This is a genomic window from Rhizobium sp. B21/90, from assembly GCF_019355815.1.
Lineage (GTDB): Bacteria > Pseudomonadota > Alphaproteobacteria > Rhizobiales > Rhizobiaceae > Rhizobium > Rhizobium rhododendri.
Genome location: NZ_CP072163.1, coordinates 723,283 through 741,821, shown reverse-complemented (window position 1 = coordinate 741,821; position 18,539 = coordinate 723,283). Strand labels below are relative to the sequence as shown.

17 protein-coding genes and 1 pseudogene are annotated in these 18,539 nt (G+C 60.8%); 10 read left to right on the top strand and 8 right to left on the bottom strand.

The features are described from left to right. Positions 1–7 precede the first annotated feature (7 nt). The 3 genes from J5278_RS21575 to J5278_RS21565 are packed head-to-tail and all read right to left on the bottom strand — an operon-like array spanning position 8 to position 2,602. Entirely contained in the window at positions 8–772 is a 765-nt protein-coding gene (locus J5278_RS21575; protein WP_209185840.1) for an ABC transporter ATP-binding protein, read from the bottom strand. After that, the gene (locus J5278_RS21570) at positions 772–1,617 is read right to left on the bottom strand and encodes an ABC transporter permease (RefSeq protein ID WP_142831678.1); all 846 of its coding nucleotides are present in this window, start codon (positions 1,615–1,617) and stop codon (positions 772–774) included. The genes J5278_RS21575 and J5278_RS21570 overlap by 1 nt, the downstream gene beginning before the upstream one ends. A gap of 16 nt (positions 1,618–1,633) precedes the next feature. After that, complete coding sequence (locus J5278_RS21565; RefSeq protein ID WP_142831679.1) at positions 1,634–2,602, bottom strand: aliphatic sulfonate ABC transporter substrate-binding protein; 969 nt, start codon at positions 2,600–2,602, stop codon at positions 1,634–1,636. A gap of 434 nt (positions 2,603–3,036) precedes the next feature. Between J5278_RS21565 and J5278_RS21560 the strand changes: the two genes are divergently transcribed. The 9 genes from J5278_RS21560 (at position 3,037) to J5278_RS21520 (ending at position 11,767) form a co-directional block, all read left to right on the top strand. Next, on the top strand, positions 3,037–4,668 hold the full coding sequence (locus J5278_RS21560) for a TIGR04028 family ABC transporter substrate-binding protein (RefSeq protein WP_374109208.1): 1,632 nt from the start codon (positions 3,037–3,039) through the stop codon (positions 4,666–4,668). Positions 4,669–4,721: 53 nt separating this feature from the next. Continuing rightward, the gene (locus J5278_RS21555) at positions 4,722–5,666 is read left to right on the top strand and encodes an ABC transporter permease (RefSeq protein ID WP_209187807.1); all 945 of its coding nucleotides are present in this window, start codon (positions 4,722–4,724) and stop codon (positions 5,664–5,666) included. After that, positions 5,663–6,571, top strand: coding sequence for an ABC transporter permease (locus J5278_RS21550; protein WP_142831682.1), 909 nt, complete (start codon positions 5,663–5,665; stop codon positions 6,569–6,571). Before J5278_RS21555 ends, J5278_RS21550 begins: the two co-directional genes overlap by 4 nt. Beyond that, positions 6,568–8,262 carry an ABC transporter ATP-binding protein gene (locus tag J5278_RS21545; RefSeq protein WP_219259088.1) on the top strand — a complete coding sequence of 565 codons (1,695 nt, stop codon included), beginning with the start codon at positions 6,568–6,570 and terminating at the stop codon, positions 8,260–8,262. Before J5278_RS21550 ends, J5278_RS21545 begins: the two co-directional genes overlap by 4 nt. A 4-nt stretch (positions 8,263–8,266) precedes the next feature. Further along, on the top strand, positions 8,267–9,316 hold the full coding sequence (locus tag J5278_RS21540) for a putative FMN-dependent luciferase-like monooxygenase (protein ID WP_209185843.1): 1,050 nt from the start codon (positions 8,267–8,269) through the stop codon (positions 9,314–9,316). A gap of 27 nt (positions 9,317–9,343) precedes the next feature. Further along, the gene (locus tag J5278_RS21535) at positions 9,344–9,991 is read left to right on the top strand and encodes a CMD domain protein (RefSeq protein ID WP_209185844.1); all 648 of its coding nucleotides are present in this window, start codon (positions 9,344–9,346) and stop codon (positions 9,989–9,991) included. A 9-nt stretch (positions 9,992–10,000) separates the two neighbouring features. Further along, positions 10,001–10,603: an alkylhydroperoxidase domain protein gene (locus tag J5278_RS21530; RefSeq protein ID WP_219259086.1), complete on the top strand. Its 603-nt coding sequence runs from the start codon at positions 10,001–10,003 to the stop codon at positions 10,601–10,603. 54 nt (positions 10,604–10,657) lie between these two features. Beyond that, positions 10,658–11,407 carry a VOC family protein gene (locus tag J5278_RS21525; protein WP_209185845.1) on the top strand — a complete coding sequence of 250 codons (750 nt, stop codon included), beginning with the start codon at positions 10,658–10,660 and terminating at the stop codon, positions 11,405–11,407. Positions 11,408–11,575: 168 nt separating this feature from the next. Further along, positions 11,576–11,767 (top strand): hypothetical protein, encoded by a 192-nt coding sequence (locus J5278_RS21520; protein ID WP_142831688.1) that lies wholly within the window; start codon positions 11,576–11,578, stop codon positions 11,765–11,767. A gap of 82 nt (positions 11,768–11,849) precedes the next feature. Here J5278_RS21520 and J5278_RS21515 read toward each other — a convergent pair. The 4 genes and pseudogenes from J5278_RS21515 to tauA all read right to left on the bottom strand — a co-directional run. Then, positions 11,850–11,984, bottom strand: a pseudogene (locus J5278_RS21515) (ABC transporter ATP-binding protein); the annotation flags it as partial. Positions 11,985–12,182: 198 nt separating this feature from the next. Beyond that, positions 12,183–13,037 (bottom strand): ABC transporter permease subunit, encoded by an 855-nt coding sequence (locus J5278_RS21510; protein ID WP_209185846.1) that lies wholly within the window; start codon positions 13,035–13,037, stop codon positions 12,183–12,185. After that, on the bottom strand, positions 13,034–13,825 hold the full coding sequence (locus tag J5278_RS21505; protein WP_142831690.1) for a taurine ABC transporter ATP-binding protein: 792 nt from the start codon (positions 13,823–13,825) through the stop codon (positions 13,034–13,036). Before J5278_RS21505 ends, J5278_RS21510 begins: the two co-directional genes overlap by 4 nt. A 58-nt stretch (positions 13,826–13,883) precedes the next feature. Next, positions 13,884–14,897, bottom strand: coding sequence for a taurine ABC transporter substrate-binding protein (tauA, locus tag J5278_RS21500; protein WP_219259074.1), 1,014 nt, complete (start codon positions 14,895–14,897; stop codon positions 13,884–13,886). Between the two features lie 485 nt (positions 14,898–15,382). Between tauA and J5278_RS21495 the strand changes: the two genes are divergently transcribed. After that, positions 15,383–16,207 (top strand): glycosyltransferase family 25 protein, encoded by an 825-nt coding sequence (locus tag J5278_RS21495; RefSeq protein ID WP_219259071.1) that lies wholly within the window; start codon positions 15,383–15,385, stop codon positions 16,205–16,207. 40 nt (positions 16,208–16,247) lie between these two features. Here the strand turns inward: J5278_RS21495 and J5278_RS21490 are convergent, their stop codons facing one another. Further along, entirely contained in the window at positions 16,248–18,197 is a 1,950-nt protein-coding gene (locus J5278_RS21490) for a nucleoside-diphosphate sugar epimerase/dehydratase (RefSeq protein WP_219259069.1), read from the bottom strand. Positions 18,198–18,539: the final 342 nt, after the last annotated feature.

Here is an 18,539-nt window from a genome sequence, read left to right as displayed (position 1 = left end):
ACACTGATCACGATCGACTTGCGGTCATCTGACACGCTGCAGATTGTAACGACATATTCAGAAGCGCCAGGATTTCGCGTCTTTTAGCTTCAAAGGCGGGGGCTGTCCTGTCTCGCTTTCTTGGCAGCTGGATCGCAACCTCATCGAGTATCTGGCCAGGACGTGGGCGCATGACAACGACCCGGTCTGCCAACGCTACTGCCTCCTCGATGTCGTGAGTAACGAGGATCAGCGTCGGCCGCGTATCATCCCAGATATCGAGAAGATGGTCTTGCAGATCTATTCGGGTAAATGCGTCCAAGGCCGAAAACGGCTCATCGAGAAGCAGGACTTTTGGGCGGGTCACCAAGGCACGCGCAATCGCCACACGTTGCGCTTGACCACCCGAAAGCTCCTTCGGCCACCGCGCCGCATAGGATGAGAGGCCGACCTTCTCCAGCGCCTCATTTACAAGGCCAACCCGGTTGATAGCGGTTTGTTTCGGCAATCCAAAGCCCACATTGCCCGCCACCGTCAACCACGGCAGCAGCCTCGGCTCCTGGAAAATCAGATTGATGCGAGGGTGCGGTTCCAAAATCGTTTCTGCGCCCAGCATCACACGGCCACGGCTTGGGTGATCAAGGCCGCTAACTAGACGCAGCAGCGTGCTCTTGCCGCAGCCGGAGCCGCCGATCACGGCGACGATCTCGCCGGGTCTCACCCGCAGTGAAACTCCCTCAAGAGCGTGCATGCCGCCGGCGAATGTTTTTGAAAGACCCTGCAACGACAACATCAGCTCTGCCCCCGGTTGAAAGTGTCCTGCCAGCGAAGCAAAGGGGCGGTGGCCAAGACCAGCAAGCTGTCGGTTGCCTTGCCGATAATTGCAAAACAGACAATAGCCGCCATGATCTGCGCCGGTTTCCCCAATTGCTGGCCGTCGACGAGCAGGTAGCCAAGTCCTTCGGAAGCGCCCATGAACTCTGCGGCGACAACGAACATCCAGCCAAGTCCAAGACCAGCCCGCAATGCAATCACGTAGGCAGGAAACACCGCTGGCAGCAAAATGCGCCCGACCATCGCAAAACCTGACAGCCGAAAGATGCGGCCGACCTCAACGATCTTGCGATCAACCGACTGCAGCGCGCCGGAAAAGCCAAGATAGACAGGAAAGAACACGCCGACGGCAATCAGCGCGATTTTTGATGTCTCGAAGATACCGAGCCAAAGGATGAACAAGGGCACCCAGGCGACTGAGGGGATGGCCCTTAACGCCTGCAGGGTCGGATCGAGCAACTGGCGAGCAAGCGGAAAATAGCCCGTCAGCGCGCCGGCAATGGTGCCAGCCACGGTTCCGATACAGAATCCCAGCAGAACGCGAAGCGTCGTGATCCACACATGTGTCAGCAACTCGCCACTCTGCAACAGTGCCCAGATTGTCTTCATCACCATCGACGGCGGCGGCATCAACCGTCCACCCATCCAGCCGAGATCGACAGCCACTTCCCAGAAAATGAGTAGACCAGCGGGAATGATAATTGCCTTGGCAATGCGCACGGAAAAAGCCGCGAGCGCCCGTCGTTTGCGGGCGCTCGCGGCTTGCTTATCGATAGTCTGCCTGACTTCGGCTGCATCCGTCATGGAGTGAACCGTAACCCTACCGAGTATCTGTGACGGCAAAGTCCGTATCGATCAGTTCACCTGCCACCTTCTCGACATCCGCCCCTGCCTGTATGACTCCGGCCTTCTGTAATGCCTTTCCAGCCGCGACAACGGTTTCCCTCTGGGCTGTACCGATGGTCGGCTTGGTGAGGTCGGTGCGCTCGAGTTGCTTGTCGATCACGTTTTCCGGTAGCTTCGCTGCCTCGACCAGCGCCGCCTTGAGCGCTTCAGGGTGCTTTAGGGCATCTTGGCGTGCCCGCTCGTATACCGCAATCACGCGCTTCACGATGTCTGGATGCTCTGCAGCGAACGTCTCCGTGGTGTTCAGCACGCCCCAGGTATTGTTCTCGGGCTTGCGGAAAAAGAGCTTCGCGCCCTCTTCGACCTCGGCCGATGCCATCAGGGGGTCGAGGCCCGCCCAGGCGTCAACATCGCCACGCAATAGGGCGAGCTTACCGTCGGCATGTTGCAGCAGCACAAGCTTGACATCCTTTTCTGTCAACCCGGCATCTGCCAGCGCGCGCACGAGGAATATGTGTGGATCGGTGCCACGCGTGACTGCGATGGATTTGCCCCTGAGGTCGGCTACAGACTTGATCGGGCTGTCTGCACGGGTGACCAGAGCCGTCCACTCAGGCCGCGAAAAAACATATATCGATTTGACCGGATTGCCGTTGACACGGGCAATCAGCGCCGCGGCGCCGGCTGTCGAGCCGAAATCGATCGAGCTCGCATTAAGGAATTCCAACGCCTTGTTGGATCCGGCCGACTGCACCCAGGTGATCTTGATGCCGTCATTCTTGAACTCCTTTTCCAGCAAGCCCTCCTTCTTGAGAAGCAGGCTTACCGGATTGTAGGTAGCCCAGTCGATGCGGATCTCTGAAAGCTGGGCCGCCCCTGCAGACCCGGCGACCATGCCGACGGCGACTGCAACTCCCAAGAATGTAGCTCTGATCGTCGACATCATCTGGGGCTGCCTCTTGTTTTTGATTTGACGAAAAAATTGTCTTATCGCAATCGTAAGAGAAGGCACCCCGATGCGGGACGCAGATTTCTCTCATTCGGCTGCCTCAACAGGAATAATTTTTCGAGAATAGCTGTGCCGACGGCAGCGGACATCCCGAGCGGTGGGGATAGGCCAACTGATGTCTAGGCCGCGTGCCGCATTCACGGCGACAATGCCACGGGCAAGTGCTGGCCGATGTCGCAGTTGTATACCGAACGAGCCGCGAGACAGGGTCGGCGGATGGGATCGGAGACAAGTTGCAAGGAAAGATGATCTTACGCGTCGGTTGTTTTGCATATACCGACAAAAATAGCACACTAATTTAATAGAGAATATTGCGCCTGCAGCCGCATGCCGTACCCTTGAGAGGAATTCACATCAAGGGCTCTCCCATGCGCAACAAGACTACCTTCATGGCCGCAACATTCGCCGGCATCGCATCGCTGCTGTCATCGACTGCCTTTACGGCGGATGTCGCGAAACCGGTACCAGGTGGCACGCTGGTCTATCTCGAGCAGCAGGCCCACACCAATCTCTATCCGCCGGCCGGCGGCTTCTACCCGAACGGCGGCATCCTCAACCAGATCACTGACAAGCTGACCTACCAGAACCCAAAGACGCTGGAGATCGAGCCGTGGATAGCCGATTCCTGGACTGTAAACACCGATGCCACCGAATATGTCTTCAAGCTGCGCAAGGGCGTGACCTTCTCCGACGGCACGCCGCTCGATGCCGACGCGGTGGCCAGGAACTTCGATACTTTTGGACATGGCAACAAGGCACTGAAGCAGCCGGTTTCCGAAGTCATCAACAATTATGACCACAGCGAAGTTATCGATCCGCAAACGGTAAAATTTGTCTTCAAGAAACCGGCGCCCGGCTTCCTGCAGGGGACCTCTGTGATCGGCTCCGGGTTGGTGTCGTTGAAGACGCTAGGCCTGCCCTTCGAGCAACTCGGCGACGCCACGAAAATCATCGGTTCCGGCCCCTTCACGGTCGCAGCCGAGACCATCGGCAAGGATCTGACGCTGACGGCACGCGGCGATTACAACTGGGGTCCTCAGAAGCTCGTGCATCAGGGGCGCGCCTATCTCGATAGCCTCAAATACATAATTACCGGCGAAGACAGCGTTCGCATCGGCGCGCTGCTGTCAGGGCAAGCGGATTTCATCCGCCAATTGCAAGCCTATGACGAAAAGCAGGTCAGCGACCAGAGCTTCCCGATCTATGCCGCGCCGACCCGCGGCGTCAACGACAGCATTGCCTTGCGACCGGAGAACCCGCTGGTGGCCGACGTGCGGGTGCGCCAGGCGCTTCTGCATGCGACCAACAACAAGGAGATCGTCGAGACCCTGTTTTCTGCCAACTACCCGGCTGCCAAATCCGTGATTTCGTCATCCGCCGCGGCCTATGAGGATCTGTCCGATAAGCTATCCTACGACCCGGCGCTGTCGGAAAAACTTCTCGATGAGGCTGGTTGGGCGAAGGGGGGAGACGGCGTTCGCCAGAAGGACAGCAAGCCACTAACGCTGGCCGTCTACGAATCCCTGCCGCAGCCGCAGAACAAGGCTGTGCTGCAGCTCGTGGCGCAGCAGTGGGCAAAGGTCGGTGTCAAGCTGCAAGTGCTGGCCGGCACCTCGGGCAATGTCGTCGTCGACACCGTCAATCCCGATAAAACGCCGCTGGTGGTTGCCGAAGTCGGCCGCGCCGATCCCGATGTGATCAAAAGCCAGTTCTACCCGCTCAACCGCGATGCATTGCTGCAGAAGGGCGGTCTCAACGCCAAGGCGACCTTCGTCGATGCCAAGCTGAACGGACTCCTGGAAAGCGTTGCGTCGGGAACCGACAGCGCCCAACGCTTTGCCGCCTCCAAGGCGGCGCAGGCATATCTGCTCGACCAGGCCTATGTCATCCCGATCTTCGAAGAGCCGCAAGTCTTTGCCAGCGCGCCTTATGTCCGCGGCATTGCCTTTGAATCCGTCGGCCGTCCAAGCTTCTACGACACCTGGCTTGCCGAACACTGAAACATATCTGGCCCGGCCAGACGTCCGGGCCAATGCAGTTGATGAGGTCTGTCATGCCAAGATATATCATGTTCAGAGTAGGGCAGGCGGTGCTGGTACTCTGGGTAAGCTTCACGGTTTCCTTCTTGCTGCTGCAGGCGATGCCTGGAGATGCGGTGCTGATCAAATTTCAGAATCCGGACTATGGCCTCAGCCCCGACCAGCTGGCGGAGCTCCGTACCGCCTACGCTGCTGATGGCTCGATATTGCAGCAATATTTTCGCGCCATAGGCAAGTTTCTGACGGGCGATTTCGGCTATTCGTTCAAGGCCGGCGTTCCGGTCAGCTCCGAGCTTGCCACCAATCTACCGGCCACCCTGTGGCTTGCCGGCCTCGGCTTTGCGACCGCAACGCTGTTTGCCATGGTCATCGCCGTGCTCGCCAACATCGCCGGCTTCGGACGATTGCGCACCCTCATCCAGTCGATCCCGGCGCTTTTCATCTCTGTACCGGCCTTCTGGCTTGGGATCATGCTCATTCACCTGTTTTCGTTTCGCTTCCACCTCGTCCCGGTAATCAACCCCGGCCCCTGGCAGGGTCTGATCCTGCCGGTGCTGACACTTGCCGTGCCGATCTCGGCGCCGATGGCGCAAATCCTGTTGCGAAACATCGATGAGGTCTTGACGCGGCCCTTTGTGTCGGTGGCCCGTGCCAAGGGTGCGTCGCATGCCTGGGTGCTTTGGCGGCATGTCGCCAAAAACGCGGCGCTTCCCGTCATGACCGTCGCTGGCGTACTGTTCGGCGAACTTTTGGCCGGCGCCGTCGTTACCGAGACCGTCTTCGGGCTGAATGGCATCGGCAGCCTGACGGAACAGGCGGTCAATAGTCAGGATGTCGCTGTGCTGCAGGCGATCGTCGTTATCTCCGCCACCGCCTTCGTGGTCATCAACCTCGTCGTTGACCTCTTGTATCCAGTCTTCGACCCGAGGCTGAGAGTTGCTTTTGGAGGGATCCGATGAGCCTTCTCGATGTAGCCGGACATACCGTCGAAACAGCGGAAACCGGCGTTGGCGCAGCTGCGCCAGCACCAGTCCTGCTGCCCGAACATCGACGCTCTCGCGGGTTGATCCGTCGTCTCCAACCGGGCCTGATCCTTGGCATCATCGTTCTTGCCGTCGTCACTTTGTGGGCCATTGTGCCGGGTCTGTTCACGATCTACGACCCCTTTGCCGGCCAGCCGGGCCAGCAGCTCAAGGCACCGAGCGCGCTGCATCTGCTCGGCACAGATTCGCTCGGCCGCGACGTCTACGGTCGCATCGTCTATGGGTCGATCAATTCGCTGTCAGGCGCGCTTGCGGCCGTCTCCATTGGGCTTGTCGTCGGCACGACGATGGGTATTTTCGCCGGCTCGCTCAGCGGCTGGGTTGATGCCACCATCATGCGCTTCGTCGATGTGCTGCTGTCGATCCCGGCGCTGCTGCTTTCGCTGAGCGTCATCGCGCTACTTGGCTTCGGTACGACCAACGCCGCCATCGCCGTCGGCGTCACCTCAATCGCCAGCTTTGCCCGGCTGGTGCGCTCGGAGGTCGTCACCGTCCGCCGCAGCGACTATGTCGAGGCCGCCTTCGGCAGTGGCGGCACTTTCCTACAGGTGCTCTGGCGCCATATCCTGCCGAACTCCCTGACATCCGTCATCGGGTTTACGGCATTGCAGATCGGCTGGGCCATCCTGCAGCTGGCAACGCTTGGCTTCCTCGGTTTCGGCGCACCGCCGCCGACACCCGAATGGGGGCTATTGATCGCCGAGGGGCGAAATTATATCGCGACCGCCTGGTGGCTGACGGCCGCACCCGGCATCGTCGTCGTATTGGTCGTACTCTCTGTCAATCGTGTCAGCCAAGCCATTGGGAGGGCGCGGATATGACCATCGTTCAGACAGTTAACAACGCCGCCTTGCATGCCCTCGACGTCTCCGGCCTAACGGTCGGCTACGAGGACCGGAACGGATGGCGCACCGCTGTTCATGGCATCGATTTTACCGTCGCCGCCGGCGAGGTTGTAGCGCTGGTCGGTGGGTCCGGTTCCGGCAAGAGTTCCACGGCGCAGGCTATCATCGGGCTGCTGCCCTCTAACGGCCGGCTTGAAGGCGGCAGCGTCCGCCTTAATGGCCAGGACATTGCACGATGGCCGCAGAAGCGATTGAACGGTATTCGCGGTTCGGTCGTCAGCCTTATCCCTCAGGACCCGGGCAATTCGCTCAACCCGGTCAAGATAATAGGCCGACAGGTGGCAGAAATCCTCACCATCCACGGCAAGGCCTCGGGTGCGCAGGCCTATAAGCTCGCCATCGAACTGCTGCATCGGGTAGGCCTCAATCAGCCCGAACTTCGCGCCGGGCAATATCCCCACGAACTGTCCGGCGGCATGAAGCAGCGGGTGCTGATCGCCATCGCCATCGCTCTCAAGCCATCGCTGATCATTGCCGATGAGCCGACCAGCGCGCTGGATGTTACAGTGCAGCGGCACATCCTCGAGCTGATCGACAGGCTGCGGCAGGAATCGGGGACGGCGGTGCTGCTTGTCACCCATGACCTCGGGGTCGCCGCCGACCGCGCAGACCGGCTGGTCGTCCTGCAGCACGGCGTCATCCAGGAGCAGGGCCGCACCGCCCAAATTCTGCGGCAGCCGAAAAGCAGCTATACCCGTCAGCTCTTGGCGGATGCGCCGTCTCTTAACATCAGACGAAGGCTCTTTGCGGCCATTGCCGTGCAGCAGACAGACAATACGCAGCCGGCGAACGATCTCTCGAAGGACATCATCGTCGTCGAAAACCTCGTCCAGGAGTTTGGACAGGGCAGGGGTGCGGGTTTTCGGGCTGTCAACGACATTTCGTTCCGCGTCCGGCGCGGCACCACCCATGCCATTGTTGGCGAATCCGGCTCCGGCAAGACCACGACCATCCGCGCCGTCGCCGGCTTCCTGCGCCCGACGACGGGTAGGATCGTCATCGATGGGTTGGACCTCGCTTCGCTGAAGGGCGAGACGCTGCGGCTTTTTCGCAAGAAAATCCAGCTCGTCTATCAAAACCCGTTCGGCTCGCTCGATCCGCACCAGACGATCCGCCGGATCGTCGAGGAGCCACTTTTGAATTTCGAGCGGATCGCGCCGGCAGAGCGGCTCGACAGAGTTGCGGCGATGGTGGAAGAGGTCGGCCTGCCGGCCGATGTGCTGCACCGCCAGCCGCGGGCTTTGTCCGGCGGCCAGCGGCAGCGCGTTGCCATTGCCCGGGCGCTGGTCCTCGATCCGCAGATTCTTGTGCTCGACGAAGCTGTGTCCGCCCTCGATGTTACCGTCCAGGCACAGATCCTGACGCTGCTGGAAAAGTTGCAGCAAAATCTCGGCCTCACCTATCTGTTCGTCTCACACGATCTTTCTGTCGTCCGACAAATCGCCGACACCGTCTCCGTGCTCAACAACGGCAGGCTGGTCGAGGATGGCGCGGTGGAAGACGTTTTCGGCAATCCGCAAAACGCCTACACCCGCGAGCTGCTCGAAGCCATTCCGGGCAAGCGCTACCAGCTGTTGACGCGCGCCGCCCTTACCAGTGCAGGATAATCCCATGACCGCTTGCTCTCAGCCAAAGCGCCTTGGCTTCTTCAGCCGCGTACTCGACCAGACGGACGCAGAAACCCGCTATCGCCTTGTCGGCGAACAGATCATCCATGCCGAGAAATTCGGCTTCGACAGCGCCTGGTTAGCGCAACACCACTTTAACGGGGAGGAAGGCGGCCTACCGGCGCCGCTCATTCTGCTCGCCGATATTGCCGCCCGGACCTCGCGCATCCGGCTCGGCACCGGCGTCATCACCCTGCCGATGGAAAATCCCGTGCGGGTGGCCGAAGACACCGCCGTGCTCGATCTCTTGTCAGGTGGTCGGCTGGAGGTCGGCTTTGGCACCGGTGGCACGCCGCAAGCTTTCTTGCCCTTTGGCCTTGAAAGCGCCGAACGCGGACCCGTCTATGCCAGCCACCTCGCCAACATCCGCAATGCCTGGAGCGGCGGCGAGTTGCCGGGGGGCAACAGGCTCTATCCGAGGGCGCCGACCCTCGGGGATCGCGTCTGGCAGGCGACCTTCTCTGTCGGCGGCGGCGAGAGGGCCGGCCGCGATGGCGACGGCCTGATGCTGTCGCGCACCCAACCGCGACCGGAGCAGGCACCGTCTGCAGCCCTCTGGGACCTGCAGAACCCGATCATCGACGCCTATCATGCGGCGTTGCCGACCGGGCGTGCACCGCGCATTCTCGGCTCTCGCAGCCTGTTTGTCGCCGACGACCGGAAAGAGGCGTTGCATCTGGCGGAAATCGGCCTTCAGCGCAGCGTCGAGCGCTTTGTCGCTAGCGGCCATGTCATCGCCGACCGGACGACCGCCGGCCTGATCAAGGCCTTCGACGTGCATGTCGGGACGCCGGATGATGTCATTGCCTCGTTAAAGGCCGACACGGCGCTGTCGCGCGTCACCGATCTTGTCTTCCAGGTGCACTCCGTCGATCCACCACACGCCTATATCCTGCGCTCGCTCGAGCTGATCGCCAGCGAAGTCGCGCCTGCGCTAGGCTGGAGCGGGCAGTCGATTCGACCGCTTGGGCGCCTCAATGTGGCAACCATGTGATCGCGTTTTCAACAGAAAGGTATTCCCATGACATCGTCAACACCTGACGTCATCGACCTCCTGACCAGAATAAGCTCCGGGTCCAAGATTGATCGCATTCGCAGCGAGCGACCTGAAACACGCGCCAATGCCCAGAAGAGCTATCTGGCGCTGTTCGAGCCAACCGAGCCTGGCGATGTCAGTCGGACTGAGCGCCTGACGGTGGCCGCCTTCGTCGCGGGGCTGCATCGAGCCGATGCGGTGGCGGACTTCTATGCCTCGGGCCTGGCCGAGATTCCTGGCGGCGCGTCGCTTCTCGGCGCCATCAAGGCCGAGGTTGAAAAGGGACGGACGCAAGGGCCTTACGGACGCTTCCCGAGCGGGCCGCTTTCGGCGGAGGACAAGCCGGGGCCGGCCTTCGCCATCTCAGAATTCAACGCCGTGACGCTTGGCAAGACGCTGACGGCAGCGCTGCAGCACAGCCATCTGCTGGTGTTCCGGCCGCGCGAGGCCGGCCCCGCGGCGTTGCAGAGGCTGCTGGATGCCGGCTGGAGCACGACGGCCATCGTCACACTGTCGCAGATCGTCGCCTTCCTGGCCTTCCAGATCCGCGTGGTTGGCGGTCTGACCGCCTTGGCCGCTGCCGGCACCAAGCGACTGGCTGCTCCAAACACGACGGCAACCGTGAACACGTAGGAGACAACTTTGACCGAGACGATCATCCACACCGATATCGACAATCGCCCGAACGCCTTTACCCAGGCCGAGATCGGCTGGACACCCTGGCTTCAGCCATTGGAAGAGGCCGACCTGACCGAACGGCATTGGGCCGGCCTCGTCGATGCGGCCCGCGCGAAATCAAGTTATTTCATGCTGCTTGCCCGTGATCCCGACATCTTGGGCGCCCGCACCAAGGCGGACAAAGACATTTTCTACAACACCAGGTCCGGCTTGCCGCGCGCCGAGCGCGAAGTATCCGCCGCCGCCGCATCGCGCTCCAATGGCTGCATCTTCTGCGCCTCGGTGCATGCCCGTTTTGCCTCGCATTTTTCCAGGCGAACGGAGGATGTGCAGCGGCTTCTCGATGAGGGCACCGATGCCGATCTCGGCAGCCGCTGGAATGCCATCGTCGCCGCCTCCGTGGCGCTGACGGCCACGCCCTCCGTTTTTGGAGCTGCCGAAATTGAGCGCTTGCGGACCGAGGGGCTGGACGATCTGGAAATTTCCGACGTCATCCATGGCGCTGCATTCTTCAACTGGGCCAACCGCTTGATGCTGTCGCTCGGAGAGCCAACGCCTGCGGCCTGAAGCGGCTTGCGCGTCCGACCTCTCCCACGATCCTGCCGCAAAGGAAACCAAGCCATGGCTTTTGCCCTCGACCATATCGTCATCGCCGTCAACGATCTGGCGCGGGCCGTTGCGGATTACCGGCTACTCGGCTTCACGGTTTATCCCGGCGGCGTGCATCATGGCGGCGTATCGCATAATGCCCTGGTGGTGTTTGCCGATGGCGCCTATTTCGAGCTCATCGCCTATCATCGGCCCGATCCCGGCAATCCGTGGTGGACGCTGCTTGCTGAGGCCGGCGAGGGCTTTGTCGACTTCGCCCTTGCTCCCGACGACACGCAGGCGGGTATCGCCGCCGCCCGGGCGCGGGGCCTCAGCTTAACAGAGCCCGCCGCCGGCGGACGCGTGCGGCCGGATGGCGTAAGGCTCGATTGGCAGATCGTTCGGCCGGAAACGCGCGACCTGCCCTTCTGGTGCGGCGATGTCACCGCGCGGGATTTGCGCGTGCCTCTTGGCGAGCACCGCAAGCACGCCAACCGCGCTGAGGGCATCGCCGTCGTTCGTGTCGATGTCGCTGACATTGCGGCGAGCGCCGGCCGTTATCGCGCGCTGTTGGGCGACGATGCCGTCACGCGATCCGGCGAGGATATCCGCATCGCCATCGGCGCGTCGATTATCGAACTCGTCGGGCCAGACCATGGCGCGGAGCAGGGCCGTCTGCAAACGCGTGGCGAGGGCGTCTCCTCAATCGATCTGCATGGGGGCGTCGCCGCGGATCTCGACATCGGCCGCTCACATCGCGCCGTCCTGCGCATCCGTGCTTAGCGGCGGGTCGTTGCCGGATGATCTAGAGCCGAGGGTTGGCACCCGGTGGTCATCTTTTTCAAGAATTGCGACAAGAGCGGGGCTGCATTTCTTTAGTCTACTCGCTGGATAGACTAATTTGACAGAACCGTTTCCGCGGAGACATCCACGTCTGACATGGAGAACGCTATGAGCGTCCTGCGCTATTTCGGTCGCCTTCGGTCTTGCCGCGACAGTTTGGAAGACAGGCTGAATCTGCATGAGGCGCGCCGCTGCTTTGGAAGTGACGATTGCGAGGACGGCACCACCGACGAGCTGCTAGCGCAGATTTCCGAACTGGACGGCAGCTTGTCTTCTCTGCGCTATCGGCGGCGTCGTTAACGCACGGCCGATGCCTGCGCGACGAGCGCAGCGTGGTCGGCGTCGCCGATGATGCGCACCTTCTCCATCGTTATGGCCTGGTCATATGTCCGATGACGCCGGGATCATGGCTGACCAGCGTCATGTCATGCGATACCGCGAGATCGTTGAGCAGGTCGAGAATGCCGGCCTGGACGGACGCATTCAGCGCCGAGGTCGGCTCATCGAGCAGCAGCAATGACCTCATTGCAACAGTATCTCGCTACTTCGATCCTGGCACCCAATGCAGGAAAAATAGCCCTCTTCGGCGACCTCTGCCAATGAATTGCAAAGCCGCACGAGATCGTCAAGTGGGCGAAACTCGCGCATCTTGAGCCAGCTTCCTGATGGTGACCTACTCTCTTTTGTTCCGCGGAGGTTTCGACTGACAGGAGCGTCAGCTCTTGCCTTTCCAGGGCACGAGCCATGCCTCCAAGGCACGCATCACCAGCGTAAAGGCAAACGCGCAAGCGGCGATGATGCCGATGCCGACGAATACCACATCCGTTGCCAGAAATTGCGAGGCCGACATGATCATGAACCCAATTCCGCGGGTTGCCGCGATCAATTCGGCCGCCACAAGCGTTCCCCAGCCGACGCCGAGCGCGATGCGGATGCCCGTCAGGATTTCCGGCAATGCCGAGGGCAAAACGATGTCGAAAAACAGGTTCCAGCGGCTGGCGCCCAGCGACAGCGCAGCGTTGACCCGCTCGATCGGTAGGGACCGCACACCGGCCTGGGCAGACAGGCAGATTGGCGCGAACATCGCCAGAACCAGCAGGGTGACCTTAGACGTCTCGCCAATGCCGAGCCAGATGATCATCAGCGGCAGGTAGGCGAGTGGCGGCAGCGGCCAGTAGAATTCGATGGGCGTGTCGAGTACGCCCTTGGCCCAGCGGTTCAATCCCATGGCCAGCCCGACGGGCACGCCGAAAAGACAGGCAACGAACGCGGCAGAGAGAATTCGAAACAGGCTGGCCGAGACATGCTCCCAGAGTGATGCGCCAGCATAGCCGTCATTGTAGACGGCGACTGCCTGCTTCACGACTTCTTCCGGCGTCGGCAGAAAGAGATGGGCGACGAGCCCAGATTTCGCCACGCCCCACCAGGCGGCCAAGAGCAAAATACCGGTGATGATGCTGATCGGTGCAGTCGATCGCTCGCCTATGCCGAAGGTGCGCATCTTGACGAGGCGATGGGTCGCCTCCGCCTCGGGATGGAGAATGCTCGCTGCTTCTGTCAGTTCGGTCATTCGGCAGCGCTCCTGACGTCGTCGGTGCTGTGGATGATGGTGCGGATCTCTTCGCGCAGATCGGCAAATTTGGACGATGTCTTGATCGCCCGCGCATCGCCACTTTTGGCAAGATCCTTGACGAAATCGAGGCTGAATCTAGCGACGACCCGGCCTGGGCGCGGCGACATGACGATCAGTTCTGTGCCAAGGAACAGCGCCTCCTCGATCGAATGGGTGATGAAGAAGATGCGCTTTCGCGTCCGGTGCCAGATCGACACCAGAAGCTCCTGCATTTGCTCGCGCGTCAGACTGTCGAGCGCGCCGAACGGCTCGTCCATGAGCAGGATATCCGGCTCCGTCGCCAGTGCCCGGGCGATGCCGACGCGCTGGCGCATTCCACCGGAGAGCTCATGAGGCAGGGCGTTGCCGAACTCGCCAAGACCAACCAGCTGCAGCAGCTCCTGCGATTTCTCGCGGCGCTCGAATTTTCCGGCGCCCGCAAATTTCAGCCCGAGGCCAACATTGTCGAGGACCGACTTCCAGGGCAGGAGCGTATCTTTCTGAAACACGACGCCACGGTCGGCACCGGGCTTTTCGATCGGCCGGCCGTCCAGCGTTATCTTGCCTTCCGACAGCGGCAGAAATCCGGCGATGGCATGCAGCAAGGTCGACTTGCCACAGCCGGAAGCACCCAGTGCAACGACGAAACCCTGGTCGGGGATGTCGAGAGACACCCGGTCCAGAGCATGCACAGTGCGGCCATCCCGCGCTTTGAAATAGACGGAGGCGCGTTCGACTTTCAGCATATGTGAAATCCAATTCGTTTCCCGCGCTGCGAATAACGACAGCGCGGGACAGCTGCTATCAGTTACTCGGCGCGACGACGGCGTCCGGCGTGACGAAGGCGGCGTAGCTTGGCAGGACGTCCGAGACCTTGCCCTGGTCCTTAAGGAACGTTGCTGTATCCTTGAGGATTTTGGCCGCACCGGACTTCTCACCACCGCCGAGCCAGGCATCGGAAGCCTGAACTTCAGGTGTCAGCAATGTCAGGTTCTTCAGTGCGGCAGATTGCTGTTCCGCCGTGCCGCCGAGCTGCTTGGCCAGCAGCTTGGCGTTGTCGCTGTCCGGCCCCCAAGCGGGCTTGTCGTTGGCGAAGGAAACATAGGAGGCGTTGATAACGCCGGCAAAGTTTTTCAGGAAACCGGGGTTCTTGTCGGCGAAGTCGGTAGCGGCGACCCAGGCGGAGAAGGTCGGCGCTCCTTTGTCGGCAACCTCCTTGGAGGTGATAAGCACCTTGCCGTTCTTTTTCAGTTCAGTCAGCGCTGGATCCCAAACGAAGCCGCCATCGATATCACCGCGCGCGAAACCCGCAACGATCTGCGGCTGGGGAATGGCGAAGACCTGAACGTCCTTTTCGGTCAGGCCGAGGCTCTTGATGAGAGCGAGAAGCTGGTAGTGGTCAGTCGAGACCGGAGCGGCCGCCAGCTTCTTGCCTTTCAGATCCGCCAGCGTATTGATCCCAGAGCCATTGCGCACGACAAGCGCTTCGTCGATGCCCGAAATCGACGAGAGGTAGAAGGCCTTGACGGCCAGGCCGCGCGAAGTCGCCGCTGCAAAGGGGCTGGAACCGACATAGCCGACCTGCACGTCACCGGAGGCGATGGCGGCAAAGATATCGGCGCCAGAATTGAATTTACGGAAATCGATGTCATAGCCGGTCGCCTTGGCAAAGGCGCCGTTAGCGATGCCGACCGACGACGGCAAGGCATCCGTCTGATAGCCAACGACGACTTTTTTGTCGGCCGCACTGGCTCCGAAGGCAGCAGCCAGTGTCATTGCGCCGAACAAGCTGGCAAGCAGTCCCTTGTGGAGTTTCATTGTCCCGTCCCTACCCATGTGGCGCACGTCGCCGTTTCTTGAGCCGTCGCCTTTCGTGACGCCGGCGACTATAGGCTAAGCAGGGGCTTTGAGCTTTCACAGTTCAAATATACTAAAATTCAAGATGAGTTGGGAAATAGCTTCCTGTCAAAGCTGCATCCGGCATCTTTACACGCAGGGTGATGCGGATGACTGCTTGACGACGTCGGCTGTTAGCCGACAGATCGAATCTGTTCTTTCGTCAAACCTAAGTGGTGTTCGCAGATGACAGCCGGCTATGGATTAGGCTTTCGACGGCGGGGTCCGCTTTGCGGTGCCCTGCGGTGACAACTCCGGTCGCCCCACGCTGTCGGGGCAGCTTTCGTTGGGGCGTCGACTATGAGACGACGCCAGGACTCGCAATCGGGGTCACTATGCACTATGACTTATACGTCTTCTTTGGATGTTGCGACCTTAGTCGTGCTGATCTGTCGGGAGTTGAGTGAATGCTTGAACGGGTCGAGCGAAAGGATGCCTGTCACGGGATTGACAGGGCTGTCCCCGCGTCTCCGCTCCTCATTTACGTTATCAATCTGGATCGCTGCATCGAGCGCTGGGATCGCCTCCGCACCCAGGCCGTCCAGCATGGCCTGAACCTCGTTCGGGTCGCAGCCGTAGACGGCCAATCTGTGCTCGCGGAGGAGCGGGTCGGCTTTCATCCCCGCTCCTTCAGTTATCACAACGGCCGCACGATCCTCGCCGGCGAATACGGCTGTTATCGAAGCCACCTGCTGGCTCTTGAAACCTTCGTTGCCAGTGGCGACGCGATGGCCATCATCATAGAGGATGATGTCGACCTCAACGCGGCACTTATCCCGCGGGCCATGGCGGCCGTGGCGGCCGTGCCTGGCACCGAGGGCAGCGTCATCAAGCTCGCAAATCACCGAAAGGTCGGTTTCAGACCCGTCGCTATGACCACCCTCGGCGATGTCGTCGGCCGCTGCCTGCACGGTCCCCAGGGCTCGGCTGCATGCTACATTGTCACGCGCGAAGCGGCGTTGAAGTTGGTAAAGAGGTTGAATACGGTTCTGTTGCCCTACGATGTCGCTCTCGAACGCGGCTGGTCGACTGGTGTCCAGACGTTTTCGACAGAAGACAATCTCGTAACATTCAGTCCGCATCGAAGAGACACGACGATCGGCAAGAGGTCGCATTACAGGGCTGCCAAGCGACACTTCATGCTGCGCATGACAACCCACTGGTTCCGCGCTCACGACCAGCTGCGACGGTGGTTCTATGCGACATGGGGATGCCAGCGGATCAGCCGCTAGAAGCTTTCAGGCGCTCAAACACAAAAGACCGCGAGCCGGTCTAAGCGGCGGCCTCTCCCTCGCGTTCGCGAAACACCAGGTCCACCACATTTCCATTCGGGGCATAGCCGGAGACCAGCATCTTCAGGATGCTCTGGGCGAGCGGAATGTCATTTTCATCCAGTGCCTTCTCCAGCGCCGCCAGGCGTTCGGACAATTCCGGCCACCTGAGAAAATCCTCACGAGCCCGCATGATGCGCGGATGCGGCGTAGGCTGCGGGTTGTCGCCGATCAGCAGTTCCTCGAAGAGTTTTTCGCCGGGACGCAGGCCGGTAATCCGCAGTTCGATATCGCCCTCCGGATTGTCGTCGTCCAGAACGCTGAAACCTGAAAGCTCAACCATACGGCGGGCGAGATCGACGATGCGAACCGGCTCTCCCATGTCGAGCAGAAAGACATCCCCGCCCGATGCCATGGCGCCGGCCTGGATGACCAGCTGCGAGGCTTCCGGGATTGTCATGAAATAGCGGGTGATCTCCGGATGGGTGAGCGTAACCGGGCCACCGTCACGGATCTGCTGGCGAAACAGCGGCACGACGGAACCCGATGAGCCCAGCACGTTGCCGAAGCGGACCATCGAAAAACTCGTGGTCGTGCCGCTGGTGACGCGATCGGCGTCGAGGGCCTGCAGCACCATCTCCGCAAGTCGCTTGCTCGCGCCCATGATATTGGTCGGGCGAACCGCCTTGTCCGTGCTGATGAGGACGAAATTCTCGACGCCCGCCTTTTGCGCTGCCGTGGCTGCGGCGACGGTCCCGGTGACGTTGTTCTTGATACCTTCGGCAGGGTTATACTCGACGAGCGGCACGTGCTTGTAGGCGGCAGCGTGGTAGACGGTGCTCGGCTTCCATGCCGTCATGATCTGCTCCAGACGCGGTCCGTCGCGAACGGAGGCAAGAAAAGGGATAATGCGGATCTCGGCATCCTGGATCGCCAGCGCCGCCTTCTCGAGCTCGCCCAAGATGAGATAGAGGCCGAATTCGTTCTGCTCCACCAGCAGCAGGCTCGAGGGGCGGTTCTTGACGATCTGGCGGCACAACTCGCTGCCGATCGAGCCTCCGGCACCGGTCACCATGACGACCTTTCCTCGGATGTTGCGGTCGAGCAAAGCCTGGTCGGGCGCAATGACATCGCGGCCAAGTAGGTCCTCGATATCGAGTTCACGCAAGTCGGACACGGCCACACGTCCCTGCGCCAAGGCGGTCAGGTCGGGCATGGTGCGGACGGTGACGCGGGCCTTGCGAATCGCCTCCAGGATTTCGTTGCGGCGTTGCCTTGTGGCATTCGGCAGCGCCAGTAATACATCGCGTGTTTCGCCGGTAGCAACAAGTGCCGGAAGGTCTGCGGGATCGTAGATCGGCAGCCCGGCCATGATACTGCCATGCAGGTGCCTGTCATCGTCAAGAAAGCCTACGACATTCAACTCCGAGCTATTGGACAGAGCTGCGGCGAGCTGCCTTCCGGAAGCACCAGCGCCATAGATCAACACTTTTGCCAGCGAATTGCGGTTCAGAAGCCGCTGGTAAGCGTTGCCGAGCCAGTAGCGAGTCCACATGCGCGACAGCCCGACAGCGATCAGAAGCAGCAACGGCTGCAATATGCCGACGGTGCGCGGCACGCCTGGAATGCTGATCGCGGTGAAGATCGTCATGAAGGCCAGGCCGTATATCGCCACCGCCTTGACCACGGTCATGAACGCCGAGAGGCCGGCATAGCGGAAGATCGCGCGATAAAGCCCCAGCACGATGAAGATCGGGATCGCGAGCAGGAGCGAGACGAAGGCAGGCACCCATTCGACGCCCTCGAGGATCACCCACCCGTCAAGCCGCAGACAATAGGCAAACCATACCGTAAGGACACAAAGGCTGGAGTCGACCAGGAGTGCAAAGGCGCGCTTTGTTACGCGCGGCAAAGCCAAAAAGGGCAGAACGAGCCGATCGGCAGATACCATCAACAATTTCCTCAGGCGCCGGTCATCCCAGTCCGCATTCATATTCCTGCACGGCGCATCGGCCATCTTCAGCACACCGAACATGTCTTGCTGCTTCCAACAGCAAAAGGCAATTGCGCGAGACAGCCGAGCTGCGTTTTTCACACCGCTATAGCGCAATTGCACCGATGATCCGGGGACGGGCAATAACCGGCGGTCACGACCAGGACATCAGGTGCGGCTTATTCCTACCTACTGCAGATGGTCCGGTCGGTGGAGCACGGGGATGCCATTTGCGACGGCACCGCCGCTGACACCTGCCCCGAAAGCCCGAATGGCGGACGCCCACAGTCCAAAGGCTTT

Excerpts from the sequence above, each read along its gene's own strand:
- J5278_RS21575 (WP_209185840.1), bottom strand. The coding sequence starts at position 772 with ATGTTGTCGTTGCAGGGTCTTTCAAAAACATTCGCCGGCGGCATGCAC.
- J5278_RS21570 (WP_142831678.1), bottom strand. The coding sequence starts at position 1,617 with ATGACGGATGCAGCCGAAGTCAGGCAGACTATCGATAAGCAAGCCGCG.
- J5278_RS21565 (WP_142831679.1), bottom strand. The coding sequence starts at position 2,602 with ATGTCGACGATCAGAGCTACATTCTTGGGAGTTGCAGTCGCCGTCGGC.
- J5278_RS21560 (WP_374109208.1), top strand. The coding sequence starts at position 3,037 with ATGCGCAACAAGACTACCTTCATGGCCGCAACATTCGCCGGCATCGCA.
- J5278_RS21555 (WP_209187807.1), top strand. The coding sequence starts at position 4,722 with ATGCCAAGATATATCATGTTCAGAGTAGGGCAGGCGGTGCTGGTACTC.
- J5278_RS21550 (WP_142831682.1), top strand. The coding sequence starts at position 5,663 with ATGAGCCTTCTCGATGTAGCCGGACATACCGTCGAAACAGCGGAAACC.
- J5278_RS21545 (WP_219259088.1), top strand. The coding sequence starts at position 6,568 with ATGACCATCGTTCAGACAGTTAACAACGCCGCCTTGCATGCCCTCGAC.
- J5278_RS21540 (WP_209185843.1), top strand. The coding sequence starts at position 8,267 with ATGACCGCTTGCTCTCAGCCAAAGCGCCTTGGCTTCTTCAGCCGCGTA.
- J5278_RS21535 (WP_209185844.1), top strand. The coding sequence starts at position 9,344 with ATGACATCGTCAACACCTGACGTCATCGACCTCCTGACCAGAATAAGC.
- J5278_RS21525 (WP_209185845.1), top strand. The coding sequence starts at position 10,658 with ATGGCTTTTGCCCTCGACCATATCGTCATCGCCGTCAACGATCTGGCG.
- J5278_RS21520 (WP_142831688.1), top strand. The coding sequence starts at position 11,576 with ATGAGCGTCCTGCGCTATTTCGGTCGCCTTCGGTCTTGCCGCGACAGT.
- J5278_RS21510 (WP_209185846.1), bottom strand. The coding sequence starts at position 13,037 with ATGACCGAACTGACAGAAGCAGCGAGCATTCTCCATCCCGAGGCGGAG.
- J5278_RS21505 (WP_142831690.1), bottom strand. The coding sequence starts at position 13,825 with ATGCTGAAAGTCGAACGCGCCTCCGTCTATTTCAAAGCGCGGGATGGC.
- tauA (WP_219259074.1), bottom strand. The coding sequence starts at position 14,897 with ATGAAACTCCACAAGGGACTGCTTGCCAGCTTGTTCGGCGCAATGACA.
- J5278_RS21495 (WP_219259071.1), top strand. The coding sequence starts at position 15,383 with ATGCTTGAACGGGTCGAGCGAAAGGATGCCTGTCACGGGATTGACAGG.
- J5278_RS21490 (WP_219259069.1), bottom strand. The coding sequence starts at position 18,197 with ATGGTATCTGCCGATCGGCTCGTTCTGCCCTTTTTGGCTTTGCCGCGC.